Genomic DNA, 13,208 nt, shown 5'->3' with positions numbered 1-13,208 from the left:
AATTGACTCACCGCGAGACCGGATCGACCCATCCGGCGGCCGCCAACTGGCGTAAGACACGTTCCGCGTCGGCTAGATCTTCGAACAGCGTTTGCAGGACCTGCGAGACACGGCTTTCCGGCCACGAAGTTTGAACGCTGTAACCATTTCTCTTGCTTTGTCATGCTGACCGGATGCCTGATAGGCCGCAATAAGATGGGCGGTGTTGATCTCGCTAATGGGACCACCGGTGCGCACGTCTTCGGTCAGGTGTTGGATCGACATCTGGTAGTCGCCGGTGTGGAAATGAGCGCTGCCCAAAGCGTTCCGCCAGGGCAATCCCCGTCCGGGGCGATGTTCATGCAGTTTCGGGTTTGCGCTGGCTATCGCACGTTCGAAATCACCCGAAAACACTGATATTACGGCATCGATTTCAAGTGCGTACAGGTCATTGGGTTCAAGCTGCAAGGCACGGCGACTGGACGCTTGCGCTGCGGAAAAATCGCGGCGCACCATTTGCGCGAAGGCTCTGGCGGAATGGCTCCAGGATTTGGTCGAATCCAGTTCGAGCACGCGTTCCGCAAGATCATCGGCTGATTGCATAAAGGCCTGACGTACCTCTGCGTTGGGGGATAGCCCTGCAAGAATGGTCGAAGCCTGCGAAGCGCCTGCGTAGCTGCCGTAGTAGTTCGGGTCCAGTCGCATCGCCTCTTCAAACATGTCCAGTGCGGCCGATACACGTACCAATTCGGGCGCGGGGAACAGCAAGTCACGCGCTTCTTGGGTTATGTTTCTGGCCAACAGGTTTGTGGGCTTATTTTCGAACAAGGCGGCGCGTGCTTCTGGCGAAAGCGCCTCGGGGGTTGGGTCTGTGCGCAGAAAGTTGAAATAGACTGCCGCCGCAAGCCCTGCCACAAGCGCACCACCCAGAACCCATCTTACCCTGAGTGCGGGTTGAGCTTGAGGGGCGGGATCGGTCGTCACTGACCTGAGTTCGAAACGAGGGGTATAGCCGCCCTTGTCGATGTATATGCGAACCGGATCATCCTGACCTTCGGCGCCATAGTAAAGATCCAGCCGTTGGCGCAACCTTGTTGCATCGACCCTGACAACTGTTTCTGGCGCACCATCGGCACATGGGCCTTTGTGGTAAACCTCCTCCAGGATCCTTTTGCCCAAGATCATGTCTTGCCGACCGGCGATTTCCTGTTCGACAACGTAAGTCAGGAAAGCCCGCAGGCGTTCGGCTCCACCGAATTCGTCGCTTTCGACAACGCGATGCAGAGCGGCTTGTTTTTCCTCTCTGTCAATATCGGTTTCAGCCATAGGCGGGTCGCCTCACAGACAATCTGTAACGGTTACACGCCCCAAGTTACATTGTTCGGTGGCGTTTTGCATCACCCAATTGGCCGCACAACATTCTGATAGTCAGGGCCGTTTCGGACGCTTCGGATCGGCACGCTATCAGGGTTCTTGGACCAGATAACAGGATGATAGCATGGCAGAGTCGCCCAATAGCCGCCCCCTTTTAACTGCGCTGATTGCAGGTATCTCGGTATTCACTGGCACGCAAAGCGGGGCTCAGGGCGCGCCGATCGTTCGGGATGCCGAATATTACATTCTCGAAGCGCAAAACGGCGAAACGTGGGCTCGCGAGGATCAGGAAATCGACACTGCACTGGCCCAGTTCCAAGACGCCAATGGCGGCAAGCCGCCCAATGTTCTTTACATCCTGATTGACGATATCGGCTTCGGCGATCTGGGCAGCGAAACCCTGAACATGATCCGGGGCTACAAGACCCCTTCGATCAATCAATTTGCCTCCGAAGGTATGCGCCTGGCGCGGATGTACACAGAACCCTCCTGCACACCGACCCGTGTGGCGTTCATGACGGGCCGACAGCCGCACCGGAATGGTATGAGCAACACGCAGGTTGAATTGTCGGGCTTTGGTCTGGCCGAAGATGAGGTGACACTGGCCGAGCTTCTGTCAGATGCCGGATACAACACCGCCCATATCGGTAAATGGCACATGGGCGATATTCGTGAGTCCTGGCCGAATTACCAGGGTTTCGATTTCGCGGCCTTTCCGATCCATCAGCAGGGTCAGTTGACGATCTATCACGACGATGCAGCCGACGAGGAAGTGTCGATTGGTATTGGCGACAACAACTACGACGATCTCTACACTATGGACCGCTGGCTGCGCACCGACGCTTCGCGTTTGGCCACCGGTGTGGAAGGCGTCCGCAACGAGGACGTGCGCGAAGTCCACATGGAACCGGGCGAACGTTGGAACGAGGCCAAGTACCATGAAATGAACGTGCGCTATCAAGAGCAGGCAATGGAGCAACTGCGTAACCTAGCCGCGCAGGATGAGCCATTCTTCTTGCAATACTGGCCGCTTTATCCGTTGACCGGACCGCGCACGACAACCAGTGAATACACGACGCCAAATGGCGGCCACTACGTCGAGAAGATGAAGCTGGTCGACAGCTGGATCGGCGATCTTCTGGCCGAGATGGAGACTTTAGGCGTCGCAGACAACACCATCGTCATTATCATGGGCGACAACGGTCATTTCACGAAATATGCGCCTCAGTCAGGTTACACGCCCATGATCTTCCGGGGCGGTAAGGGTGCCACGACCGAAGGTGGCGTTCGCGTCGATGCCTTTGTTCGCTGGCCCGAGATGATCCAGCCCGGATCGGTTGTCGGCGATATGGTCCACGTTACCGATCTGTTTACAACGCTGGCGCGCGTGGCTGGGGCCACCGATGCAATCCCCCGTGACCGCGTCATCGACGGTATTGATCAGACATCGCTGTTGCTGAACGGCGAGGCGCATGGCCGCCGGGACTACGTGTTCCTTTACAACATCGACAAGTTGGAAGCCGTTGTGAAAGAGCAATACAAGCTCGCTATCCCCGGCGGAAACATCGAAAACGCTATCCTCGCGGATTTCTATGATCTGTTCCGCGACCCGCAGGAAAAATACCCTGTCTCGACCGAGATCGGTGCCTGGGGCAGCGCGAAATTCGTCAACATGATCCAGCGCCATTTCCTGCGCAAAAAGAAGTACCCCGATACGCCTCCGGGCACCGGTGTTCCCTATGACGGGATCGTAAACCTGCGACCCGAAACCAAGGCTGTTGTCGAAGAGTTCTTCTTCATGCGCCAGACCCCCGAACAATAGACCCCCCGAAACACAATCTCTTAATTCTTATTCCAAGTAGGAGACCACAATGATCCCGTTTTTCTCAAAGAAAACAGCACTCATTACAGCTGCCATCCTGGCGCTTTCCTTTACCCAGATACCAGCTGCCAGCGCGCAGACAGCCAATGCCTCTTGCGGAGAAGATCTGCCGCTTTCTGGAAAGATCACCTTCAACGGCCAAAGCGTTTCGGTCCTTGTTGGGGTCCGTTGGGGCAAAGGCGTCTTAACCCTGAATGACGGGCAAGAGATCCCTTTCTCGGCCAATGGCGTTAAGGCTCTGGAATCAGGTGCGCGGATTGGTGAGATCGAGGGCGAAGTATACGGTCTGACCGATCCTCTGGACTTTGTTGGGCAGTATTTCGGAGTGGCTGGCGGTGTTGTCCCGGTTCAATCAACTGGCGATATCACGCTGGCCAACGCAGCGTGCGTCGTGATCGTTGCACGCCATAAATCCACCGGGGTCACGCTGTCGGCGCCGCTCGAACAATCCATAAAGATTCAGTTCCAATAAACCTCCGGGGGCCGCCCAATGTTGCGGCCCCACTCGACAGACCTTTAACAGGACTGGATTCAATGCGTTTTTTGATCGTCATGCTGCTAAGTGTTTGCGCGGGATGCGGCGGACCCCAAAACCTTGTGGGCGTCGAAACCGCAATACCGGTTTCCAGCGTTAGGGAACTCACCCGCCATAGGATCTACATCGCGACACCACGTGCTTTGTCTGACGATCCGTCCGAGTTCTTTTCGGGCGACCGCGCCTCTGAACTGAACTTCGCCGCCGTCGATGTCACGATCCCCCCGGATCACCAGAAAGGCGACATTGAACGGCCTTTGTCCTTGCCAGCCGACCCGCGTGAGCATTTCGTGATCACAGAGCCTCAGCTGTTCAACGACGGAGCCCAATTCAAGCAACAGGTCAGCCGCGCGGCGCGCAGTTTGCCCCGCGATGAGCGCGAAGTTCTGTTGTTCGTCCACGGCTATAACACGAACCTGACCAGCGCAGTTTTGCAGATGGCGCAGTTCGTCGAAGATTCCGGATACAAGGGTGTCCCAATCCTGTTCACCTGGGCTTCGAGCGGGCAGACCGTCAAATATGTCTATGATATCAACAGCGCCCTGATCGCGCGCGACCACCTGATCAGCATGTTCTCGGTCATGGAGAGCAGCGACATTGACGGGTACGATCTTGTGGCCCATTCGATGGGTACATTTCTGGTTATGGAGGCCGGGCGGCAAATCTCAATGACCACCGGGCTGAACCCGACCGGGAAAGCCCAGAACGTCGTGTTGGCGGCGCCCGACATCGATATTGACCTGTTCTTGACGCAGATACGCAGGTTCCCGGAACAGTATCGGCGGTTTGTCGTGCTAGTGTCTCAGGATGATAAGGCCCTCAAGGCCAGCCAACGGGTCGCGGGCGGGGTCTCGCGCCTGGGTCAGATTCCGGCCGAGGAGTTGGCCGAGCTGGGTGTAAACGCAATCGACCTGAGCACGGTCGAAAACACAGGCACATTGGCGCATTCGAAATTCAAGGACTCTCCGGAAATCGCGCAGTTGATCGGCACTGCCCTGACTGAAAACTCAAGCTTTGAATCGGATGTCAATTTTCCTGTCGGTCGCAAAATCGGCACCGGTATCGACGGGTTGCTGCAAGTGGTGCGGGTGGACGGATGATCAAGCCTTCCACGAACTGCTCTGTCGTCTGGTTTAACACACTTCTGAAAAGGAAGCTCTGACATGCGCATTACGTCGACCATTCTTTTGTCTTTCGTATGGGGCGCTGCCACGTTTGTTTTACCCATTGGGGCGACGGCACAGGACGCAACGACGGAACAAGCGGCGGAAACAGCGACTGAGGCGCAGTTTACGGCGGAAGAACTTCAGAAACTCGCCGCCCCGGTTGCGCTTTATCCAGATACGCTGCTGATCCAGATACTTGTCGCGGCCACCTATCCGCTAGAAGTGTCCAAAGCAGATCAGTTTGTTCAGGATCACGCGGACCAAGAACCTGAAGCCCGCAAGGCGTTGATCGAAGAGCAGGGATGGGATGACAGCGTCACCGTGTTGGCAACCGCGTTCCCAGAAACCCTTGAGAAAATGGCCACGCATATTGAGTGGACCGAAACGATCGGGGCCGCAATGCTGGTTCAGAGCGACGATTTGCTGGACGCCGTTCAGGTCAAACGCGCCGAGGCCAAGGCCAGTGGCAATCTTGAGAGCGGAGAAGAGCAGAACGTTGTCGTCACGCAGGAAGACAATGGTGATCAGACAATCATCATCGAACCTGCAGACCCTCAGGTCGTCTACGTGCCCCAATACAACACCGAGACGGTTTATGTCACAGAAGAAACCACCGAATCCAGTAGCAGCGCTGGGGATGTTGTCGCCGCAGGATTGCTGTTCTTTGGAACCGCGATCGCGATAGACGCAATATTTGACGATGACGATGACTGGTACGGATACTGGGGGTGTCGGAACTGTTGCGGCTGGAACGGACGCCCAATCCATCACGACCCAAATCGCGTTGTGATCGACAATGACCGTAACGTGGTGGTCAATACCGGCGATGTGAATATCGGTTGGCAACCTGATCCCGGCAGTCAGGCCCAGGCCCGCCAGACCATTCAGGATCGGCGTGCACCGGGCGGCGCGTCCACCCTGCCTGCGCGCAGCCCCAACCGAGGGGATGAACTGCGCCGGGATCTGACCGCTCGTACAGGTGCTGCCGATATCACGCGGCCGGAAAACAGCGGCACGCTTGATCAGATACGCGCCCCCGAGGGGCCAGAGCGCGGCAGCGCGCCCAATCGCGACAATGCCAGCCCGGTTGAGGGACGCAAACCGCAGGTGCAAGCGCGCCCCGACAGGCCGCAAACCCGACCTGCACGCGGCGCTGACGGCCCACGGCGCAAATAGTCCGTCAATCGCAAAAAACCGGCTAAGGTTCAGGAGATATAGAAACATGCATCGAAAACATTTGCCCGGGACAGACCGGAATTGCCCTCAGGGAAAACGGATCAAATTCGCAGGGTTCATGTCCGCTGTTGCCTTAGGTCTTACGTTGGTACCTTATTCCGTACATGCTCAGGAGGCGGCTTCCGACTGGGATTTCGTTTTGACCCCATATCTTTGGGCACCGAGCCTTAACGGCGATGTGTCTCCCGGGCCGCGGGCGCCGACATTGGGGGTCGATGCGTCCTTCAGCGACTTGTTGGATGAGTTGGACATCGGTTTCCTGATCGCAGGATCAGCGACAAAGGACCAGTTCGGGATATTCGGCGATCTTCAGTATTTCGACTTTAATTCGGGGGCCTCAACACCGGGCCCGGCCTTTGGTTCCGCCGTTGTTGACACCGATATTCTGATTGCAACGCTTGGCCCGGAATATGTGGTGCGCGCGACCCCAACATCCGAATTGAGGTTGGCGGCCGGCCTTCGGTATTATGACGTATCGATTGATGGCTCGCTCCGCGCCGGAACTCTGCCGAGCCGTGACGTCAGCGGAGGGGACGATTGGTTTGACGGCATCATTGGTCTTCGTGGTCAATCCTACGTTTCAGAAGACTGGTATGTGACGGGTTGGGCGTTTGTCGGTGGTGGGGGATCAGATTTCGCCTCGGATGTGTTCGGCGGTTTCGGCTACCAGATCAGTGACACCGTGGATGTGGTCGGCGGATACCGGTACTTTTCTGTCGACCGCGAGGATGGAGACGGGTTCGTCTATGATGTTGAACAGCACGGTTTGCTACTTGGCGTGAAATTCAAGCTGTAGACGGCGGCCAGTTTCGTTGGGATCATGGTTGCAAACCAATAGGAGGCTGCCGTGACAATATCCGTTGTATCACTCCGTTCGTTGTTTGTGTCCGTTGGAATGATCCACTTGTCGACGGCGGCTTTAGGCACGCTTGTGTCGTTGCGCATTGCGGACACCGGCGGCAGCCAAGAAGCCGCGTCTTTCATCGCTGCAAGCTATTCGCTTGGGTTCCTGCTTGGGTGTTTTTTCATCTTCCGACCCTTGGCGCGGATCGGTCACATACGGGCCTTTGCAGCGTCGGCTGCGCTTTGCAGCCTGTGCGCCCTTTTGTTGTCCATCACAGAAAACACCTATGTCCTGACGGCCGCGCGATTTGCGACCGGGTTGGCGACGGCAAGCCTGTATTCCATTGGGGATGCGTGGATTAACGATTCTGCGCCCGCAAATGCCAGAGGGCGCATCCTGTCCATCTATTATATCGTTTTGGGGGTGACATCTGTTGCAAGCCAAGCCTTCATCATTCTGTTTTCGGGCGATCTGTCCGAAGCGTTTGTGATGATGTCTGCGCTTTATTCCGTTGCGATCATCGTTCTGGTGCCGACCCGAACCTCGCCACCTAGTGTGCCCGCACACGCTCAGTTGCGCCTAATCGCGTCCTTCCGGGAATCCCCGACGGCGTTCATCGGGGTGTTTGTGAATGGTTTCGTGTTGGCGCTGCTATTGACCGTTCTGCCTTATCAGGCCTCGGTCGCCGGGATGAGCGCAAATTTGATCGCTTTTGTCGTCGCTGCCTTCTACTTGGGTCGCATCCTGTTTCAATTCCCGATCGGCCAAGCGTCGGACCGAATGGACCGCCGCTATATGATCGCGGTTATGTCACTGAGCGCCGCCGTGACCATCATGATCCTGTCCATTGCCTCGCGTAACGAGGGGTTCACAATCGCGGGGGATAGCGGGCCTGTCCTTCAAGCCGTCATGCTCATCGGTTCCGTGGTTTTGGGCGGATTGATCATGCCGCTATATTCGGTCCTTGTTGCACATGCTATGGACCGCACAGTGCCCGTCTATGTTGGGGCAACAGCCGTTACCTTGCTGTTCGTCTACACTGTGGGCAGCGTGGTCGGACCCATTGTCGGCGGGATCGGGTCGCTTCTTGGCAGTGACAGGGCGGTCCAATGGATGTGTTGGGTGCTGATGCTGGTGGCTGGTCTGATTTCCGTTGCCCGCCTCAAAATGCGCGAGAGCGTCCCTCACGCCGAAGCCGCCACAGGGGTCGCCGCATCTCCGACGTCGGTGTCCATCTCTCCAGAAACCAAAAGGCCCAAGTAGTCGCGTTTCTAGGTGGTATTCAGAGATTACTTCATGCAAAACCCAATTCTTGGTGCTTCCTTCGCTGCTCTCCCTAGCCGAGTATCAGACCTTCGGTATCGCTTGGTCTTGATCAGCACAGGTACCCAAGGGGGCAAACTCAAGATTTAACTGGCGAAAAGTCGAAGGTTTTGTTGAACAACAGCCAACGTTTCATTGAATAAGCAGAGTTTGACGAAGGTCGTTTCCCTGCAAGTTTGCTCGAGACTTTCATGCGTTTGAACATTGTGCCGGGAAGTCCACGCTTAAACCACTGCATGGTGTTATCGGCGACCACGGCGAAAGTCTGTTCACCAAACCCAATCATGAATATTAGCGCCACCTGTGTGCGATACTCGCCCGGTCTATCCCAATTCTGATCAAAGAGCGTAGCCTGGGTCTGCTTTTAGGCCGCGATAGTGCAATAGAGGGAAGTTTTGGTAGCGGAGGAGGGACTTGAACCCCCGACACGCGGATTATGATTCCGCTGCTCTTTAATATCCGCTGATACGCTCTCATATCTATGCTTATGGAATTGCGGGGTTAGTGTAACCCGGTATATAGAGAAGTATTCCTGCCTAACGCACAAAATGCACAAAATACGCACAAAAAAATGAAACTCCGACTGAACGAGAGCAAAGCAGATGGCTTGAAGCCCAAGGACAGGGGCTATGAGGTCCGTGACGAGATTGTGCGCGGCTTAGTGCTGCGGATCGGCAAGCGTGGCCAGAAGGTTTGGGAGGTTGTCATACAACGCGGCAAGCGCCGCCAGCGTGAACGCCTCGGCACCTTCCCAACTGTCAACGTCAAACAAGCCCGTAAGCTGGCAGAGGAAGCCAAAGAGCGGGCGCACACCATGCGCTCTGACCCGGGCATCAAAACTGTGTCGGATCTGTTCGACGCCTACAAGACAGCACGTGAAGACGACATGAGGGCATGGCGGGATGTTCAATCTGTCTGGGACAATTGGGCCAAGGATCGGATCGGCCATGTCAGAGCTACAGACTTAACCTTTCATCACGGCCAAGACCTTCGGGCCCATGTTAGCAAGAAATCATCTGCGAACCGGGCAGGAGCAGTTGTTCGGTATCTACGCCCATTTCTCGCATGGTGTGCCGAGGAGCAAATGATTGCTGCGAACCCATGGGAGAAGCTGAAAACCGGCACGAAGATAGCGCGACGCGACCGTGTTTTGTCATTGGATGAATGGCAATCAGTTTATGCTGTGGCCTTCGAAATGCCTTATCCTTTTGGAGATTTCACACGGGCGCTGATGCTGAGCGCACAACGCCTCAGCAATGTCGCCCAGATGCGCTATGACGAGATACATGGCGGCGTATGGGTTATTCCAAAGGAAAAGATAAAGGCGACGAATACTGACAATGCTACGGCCCATGAGGTGCCGTTGTCCGGCGCTCTGGGCGATTTGATAGCCGGTGTTAAACGTCGAGGTGATTATGTGTTCTCCAGCAACGGTAAAGTGCCAATAGCGCCTGGAACCAAGATAAAGAACTTGCTGCAGAAAAACTCAGAAACCTCAGATTGGCGTTTTCACGATATCCGGCGAACCGCCGCAACGCTTATGACCACGGGCAACGAGGCTGGGAAGGCAAACAGGTTCGTCGTGGAAAGGGTGTTGGGACATTCTGATAGCAGCGTTACAGCTATCTATGACCGCGCGACATATCGGGACGAAAAACGCGCGGCACTGGAGGTGTTGGCGGCAACCGTCAGTGGGTCCGGAGCACAGGACGATGGCGGAAAGGTTGTAAGGATATGACCGGGGGCGACAAGTCTAAGAACGTTGTGCGTGTTGGTTCTGGTATCACCTTCTACGACCGGGAAAAAACACTTTATGACGCCCCTTACCGAGCCGCAGCTAGGTCAGATGAGCTTCTGCCATCGAACATTCGCAAAGACCCGGCCCGGCCTTTCATCGAAGTCAGGCGCGAGATTGAAGCGACGTGCAGAAAAGTATTCAAGGAACAATCACTGCCTGACCCGTTCACACTAATCGACCCTGACGGCATTCTTGAGCCTATCGAATGGCCTGTGGCAGTCTTCAAGGGTGATGCTTACATTAAGGCACAACATCAGTTCGGCTACTTTCTTTGCGCGTTATGGCACTGTCCGTCAGAAGACCACTCCGACCTTTGGTATGCTGCGAGAATGGCCGTTATGCTTGCTCAGATCGACCTCAAGTATGCACAAGCTCGAGCACAGGCTTTGGGCATGGAAGAACTTCTGGTTCTATTGACGCACTCGGCAGTGGAGCTTGGCAAACTTGAAACTGAACAGCGAATGAAGGATGAGCACGAAAAAAACGTCATCCTTGGGCGGCAGGTGCGCTCCGGCAGGGAAACCGGGGGTGTAACAACAGCAAGGCACCACGAGCCAAACAGGAAGGCGATCCTTAATGCAATGCGCGAGCAGATAAACTCCGGCATGAGCATATCAAAAGCAGCGCTGTACGCCTACCAGCACGATGGCCTAGGTGCCAGCGCTGACGCCAACCGAAAGATTTGGAATAGGCACGCCGACAAAAGCTAGCCCGGACACCGGTTAGTTGGGACACCGCTGCGTGCTGTCCTAAATACCTGCAAATACCGTCGCGATACTCCAGCTATTGAGAGGTATCGAGATGGATATTGACCCTAACCAACTATTCACACCGCAGGCGGTCGAAGACCGCCGAATTGCGAAAAAGCAAACGCTCGCACAATGGCGTCACGAGGGCAAAGGCCCTGCCTATATCAAGTCTGGCAGTCGTATTCTCTACTCCGGCGCAGACATCATCAAATGGTTGAATGAGCAGCGCGTCGAACCGACCGCCGCTTAAACGAAACCCGCACCCATTACAGGGCGCGGGCGGACAAATTTTCGACTGATGGAACAGTCGCGAATGTAACCGTTTCTCGCCCTTGGTGCAACCAAGGAGGCAGATTATGCCTAAGCAGAACACCAGTACCAAACCCCTCTCACCACCACCCAATACCCTGTCGGCAGAACGCTGGCAGGACTTTCCGAACAGCACTTCCCCAGCGCAGTACCTCGTTGAGGATGGTTCGGGTGCAAGTCATGTCATCACTGTCAGCAAGCTTACCCGTCGCGTTCTGGATGGCCTGATCGATCGCCCGGTTTACTGCGCCAGCCGTTGCCGGATTGGCGAATTTGTCCGGGTCCTGAAGCACGATTTCGGAGTTTGCATCGAAACCGATTTGTACGGCAGCGACAAGGCTACCGGGAGAGTGCGCTATGGTGTCTATCGCCTCGTCAGCAAAGTGACTCCTATTGACGGTAAGGAGCAGCGCTCATGAAGACCCGCAAGCTCCAAACCCACACCCTGCGCCGCAAACACGGCCTCTCGGAAACCGCGGCACGACTGATTGCTACCTTGCTCTACGGGGAGACTAACTGATGAACGCGGAGTCCCTCACTTTCAATCTTGGCGGTGTCTGGCGCGCTGGGCGCGGTTCTGCGCCCTGCCCGGTTTGCCAGCCTGAACGCCGTCGAGACCAAACCGCACTTTCAATCACTGAATCCGGCGGCAAGCTGCTGCTATATTGCTTCAAGGGCCGATGCAGGTTTGCAGACATTGCCAACGCGGCAGATATCCCGGCCAGCCAAACGCAGGTTGACCCTGAAGCACAGAGGCAGGCTGACAAAAAGCGGGCCGAATACGAGGCTAACAAACTCAGGCAGGCGCGCGGCCTGTGGGAAGCGTCCTGCCCGATCGAAGGCACCAAGGCAGAGACTTACCTGAGGGGTCGGGGTATTACCTGCCCCCTGCCGCCGCCCCTGCGCTTTTCGCCGGATCTGTTCCACGGCCCGTCAATGTCCTGGTGCATGGCTATGGTGGCCAACGTCTCAACCGGCGGGGTTCATCGGACGTTTTTCGACAAGAAAGGCAACCGCCTTCAGAAGAACGCCAAAATGATGCTGGGGCCGTGTGCTGGCGGTGCAGTGGCTTTGTCGGAGGCAAAGGGACCGTTTGTAGTGTGCGAGGGCATTGAAACCGGCCTGTCGCTGCTGTCCGGTCTTCTAGACGGCCCTGCGACGGTTTGGGCCACGCTCAGCACATCGGGCCTGAAAACCGTGCGCCTACCAGATCGCCCAACGAGCCTGATTGTTGCGACCGATGGCGATGAAGCCGGACGGGACGCCGGTCACGCGATGGCCAGCCGCGCCAATTCCCTTGGTTGGAGGGTATCGATGACGTCCGTTCCTGACGGGCAGGACTCGAATGATGTCTTGCTACGGAGACCAGCTTGATGGCTGGCGCGTACAAGTCAAACAAGCGTGGCGGTCCTCGCCACGTTCAATTAATGGAGTGGCTTCAGGCTTCGCAGGCCTGGTCCACTTTGAAGCCGGGCCCTCGTGCGCTGTATGTGGAATTGAAACGCCGCTACAACGGCGGCAACAACGGCGATATATTCCTTAGCCATCGCGACGCTGCAAAAGCGCTGAACGTAGACCGGAAAACTGTCTCTGGTTACTTCGAAATCTTGTTAGAGCGCGGGTTCATTGTGGTCACCCGCGGGCACTGCCTCGGACCCTCCGGCATCGGCCAATCCGCCACATATCGCCTGACCGAAGAGAAGACGTCAGAGGGTTCGGCAACGAAGGAATTAGCGCGGGTTCATTGTGGTCACCCGCGGGCACTGCCTCGGACCCTCCGGCATCGGCCAATCCGCCACATATCGCCTGACCGAAGAGAAGACGTCAGAGGGTTCGGCAACGAAGGAATTCATGCGCTGGAAACCGACCCTGAAAAAGAAAAAGCCTAGGGTAAAAATTCCCCATTCCTTGGGGGAAAAATTACCCATGGGTGGGGGAAAAATTACCCATTTGGAAAATCAAAGGCGTAAAAATTCCCCCGCTTTTGGCCCAAATGAGCCTTCTACTGTGGGT

At 56.1% G+C, this 13,208-nt stretch carries 13 protein-coding genes; 12 read left to right on the top strand and 1 reads right to left on the bottom strand.

Going from position 1 to position 13,208, the window contains the following annotated elements:
• Positions 1–72 precede the first annotated feature (72 nt).
• Entirely contained in the window at positions 73–1,305 is a 1,233-nt protein-coding gene (locus ACR0BD_RS18005; protein WP_480832506.1) for a tetratricopeptide repeat protein, read from the bottom strand.
• Positions 1,306–1,477: 172 nt separating this feature from the next.
• Between ACR0BD_RS18005 and ACR0BD_RS18000 the strand changes: the two genes are divergently transcribed.
• The 12 genes from ACR0BD_RS18000 (at position 1,478) to ACR0BD_RS17945 (ending at position 13,084) form a co-directional block, all read left to right on the top strand.
• The gene (locus ACR0BD_RS18000) at positions 1,478–3,175 is read left to right on the top strand and encodes a sulfatase-like hydrolase/transferase (protein ID WP_480832504.1); all 1,698 of its coding nucleotides are present in this window, start codon (positions 1,478–1,480) and stop codon (positions 3,173–3,175) included.
• A gap of 49 nt (positions 3,176–3,224) precedes the next feature.
• Positions 3,225–3,707: a hypothetical protein gene (locus ACR0BD_RS17995; RefSeq protein ID WP_480832502.1), complete on the top strand. Its 483-nt coding sequence runs from the start codon at positions 3,225–3,227 to the stop codon at positions 3,705–3,707.
• Between the two features lie 62 nt (positions 3,708–3,769).
• Complete coding sequence (locus ACR0BD_RS17990; RefSeq protein WP_480832500.1) at positions 3,770–4,870, top strand: alpha/beta hydrolase; 1,101 nt, start codon at positions 3,770–3,772, stop codon at positions 4,868–4,870.
• Between the two features lie 63 nt (positions 4,871–4,933).
• Positions 4,934–6,112 carry a DUF3300 domain-containing protein gene (locus ACR0BD_RS17985; RefSeq protein WP_480832498.1) on the top strand — a complete coding sequence of 393 codons (1,179 nt, stop codon included), beginning with the start codon at positions 4,934–4,936 and terminating at the stop codon, positions 6,110–6,112.
• A 46-nt stretch (positions 6,113–6,158) separates the two neighbouring features.
• Positions 6,159–6,968, top strand: a complete 810-nt coding sequence (locus ACR0BD_RS17980; protein ID WP_480832496.1) for a hypothetical protein — start codon at positions 6,159–6,161, stop codon at positions 6,966–6,968.
• Positions 6,969–7,019: 51 nt separating this feature from the next.
• A complete protein-coding gene (locus tag ACR0BD_RS17975; RefSeq protein WP_480832494.1) occupies positions 7,020–8,279 on the top strand; it encodes an MFS transporter in 1,260 nt (419 codons plus the stop codon).
• Between the two features lie 631 nt (positions 8,280–8,910).
• Complete coding sequence (locus ACR0BD_RS17970) at positions 8,911–10,077, top strand: tyrosine-type recombinase/integrase (RefSeq protein ID WP_480832492.1); 1,167 nt, start codon at positions 8,911–8,913, stop codon at positions 10,075–10,077.
• Entirely contained in the window at positions 10,074–10,847 is a 774-nt protein-coding gene (locus tag ACR0BD_RS17965) for a hypothetical protein (RefSeq protein ID WP_480832490.1), read from the top strand. Before ACR0BD_RS17970 ends, ACR0BD_RS17965 begins: the two co-directional genes overlap by 4 nt.
• Before the next feature lie 91 nt (positions 10,848–10,938).
• Positions 10,939–11,136: a helix-turn-helix transcriptional regulator gene (locus tag ACR0BD_RS17960; RefSeq protein ID WP_480832488.1), complete on the top strand. Its 198-nt coding sequence runs from the start codon at positions 10,939–10,941 to the stop codon at positions 11,134–11,136.
• Between the two features lie 106 nt (positions 11,137–11,242).
• Positions 11,243–11,614 (top strand): hypothetical protein, encoded by a 372-nt coding sequence (locus ACR0BD_RS17955; RefSeq protein ID WP_480832486.1) that lies wholly within the window; start codon positions 11,243–11,245, stop codon positions 11,612–11,614.
• A gap of 100 nt (positions 11,615–11,714) precedes the next feature.
• Positions 11,715–12,569, top strand: a complete 855-nt coding sequence (locus ACR0BD_RS17950) for a DUF7146 domain-containing protein (protein WP_480832484.1) — start codon at positions 11,715–11,717, stop codon at positions 12,567–12,569.
• Positions 12,569–13,084, top strand: a complete 516-nt coding sequence (locus ACR0BD_RS17945) for a helix-turn-helix domain-containing protein (protein ID WP_480832482.1) — start codon at positions 12,569–12,571, stop codon at positions 13,082–13,084. Before ACR0BD_RS17950 ends, ACR0BD_RS17945 begins: the two co-directional genes overlap by 1 nt.
• Positions 13,085–13,208: the final 124 nt, after the last annotated feature.

It is taken from the genome of Ruegeria sp. G5 (assembly GCF_056533365.1).
The sequence above is the reverse complement of the archived record's forward strand: the minus strand, read 5'-3'. Positions and strand labels throughout refer to the sequence as shown.

What these genes read in the sequence shown, in the direction of transcription:
- ACR0BD_RS18005 (WP_480832506.1), bottom strand. Translation starts at nt 1,305, where the DNA reads ATGGCTGAAACCGATATTGACAGAGAGGAAAAACAAGCCGCTCTGCAT.
- ACR0BD_RS18000 (WP_480832504.1), top strand. Translation starts at nt 1,478, where the DNA reads ATGGCAGAGTCGCCCAATAGCCGCCCCCTTTTAACTGCGCTGATTGCA.
- ACR0BD_RS17995 (WP_480832502.1), top strand. Translation starts at nt 3,225, where the DNA reads ATGATCCCGTTTTTCTCAAAGAAAACAGCACTCATTACAGCTGCCATC.
- ACR0BD_RS17990 (WP_480832500.1), top strand. Translation starts at nt 3,770, where the DNA reads ATGCGTTTTTTGATCGTCATGCTGCTAAGTGTTTGCGCGGGATGCGGC.
- ACR0BD_RS17985 (WP_480832498.1), top strand. Translation starts at nt 4,934, where the DNA reads ATGCGCATTACGTCGACCATTCTTTTGTCTTTCGTATGGGGCGCTGCC.
- ACR0BD_RS17980 (WP_480832496.1), top strand. Translation starts at nt 6,159, where the DNA reads ATGCATCGAAAACATTTGCCCGGGACAGACCGGAATTGCCCTCAGGGA.
- ACR0BD_RS17970 (WP_480832492.1), top strand. Translation starts at nt 8,911, where the DNA reads ATGAAACTCCGACTGAACGAGAGCAAAGCAGATGGCTTGAAGCCCAAG.
- ACR0BD_RS17965 (WP_480832490.1), top strand. Translation starts at nt 10,074, where the DNA reads ATGACCGGGGGCGACAAGTCTAAGAACGTTGTGCGTGTTGGTTCTGGT.
- ACR0BD_RS17960 (WP_480832488.1), top strand. Translation starts at nt 10,939, where the DNA reads ATGGATATTGACCCTAACCAACTATTCACACCGCAGGCGGTCGAAGAC.
- ACR0BD_RS17955 (WP_480832486.1), top strand. Translation starts at nt 11,243, where the DNA reads ATGCCTAAGCAGAACACCAGTACCAAACCCCTCTCACCACCACCCAAT.
- ACR0BD_RS17950 (WP_480832484.1), top strand. Translation starts at nt 11,715, where the DNA reads ATGAACGCGGAGTCCCTCACTTTCAATCTTGGCGGTGTCTGGCGCGCT.
- ACR0BD_RS17945 (WP_480832482.1), top strand. Translation starts at nt 12,569, where the DNA reads ATGGCTGGCGCGTACAAGTCAAACAAGCGTGGCGGTCCTCGCCACGTT.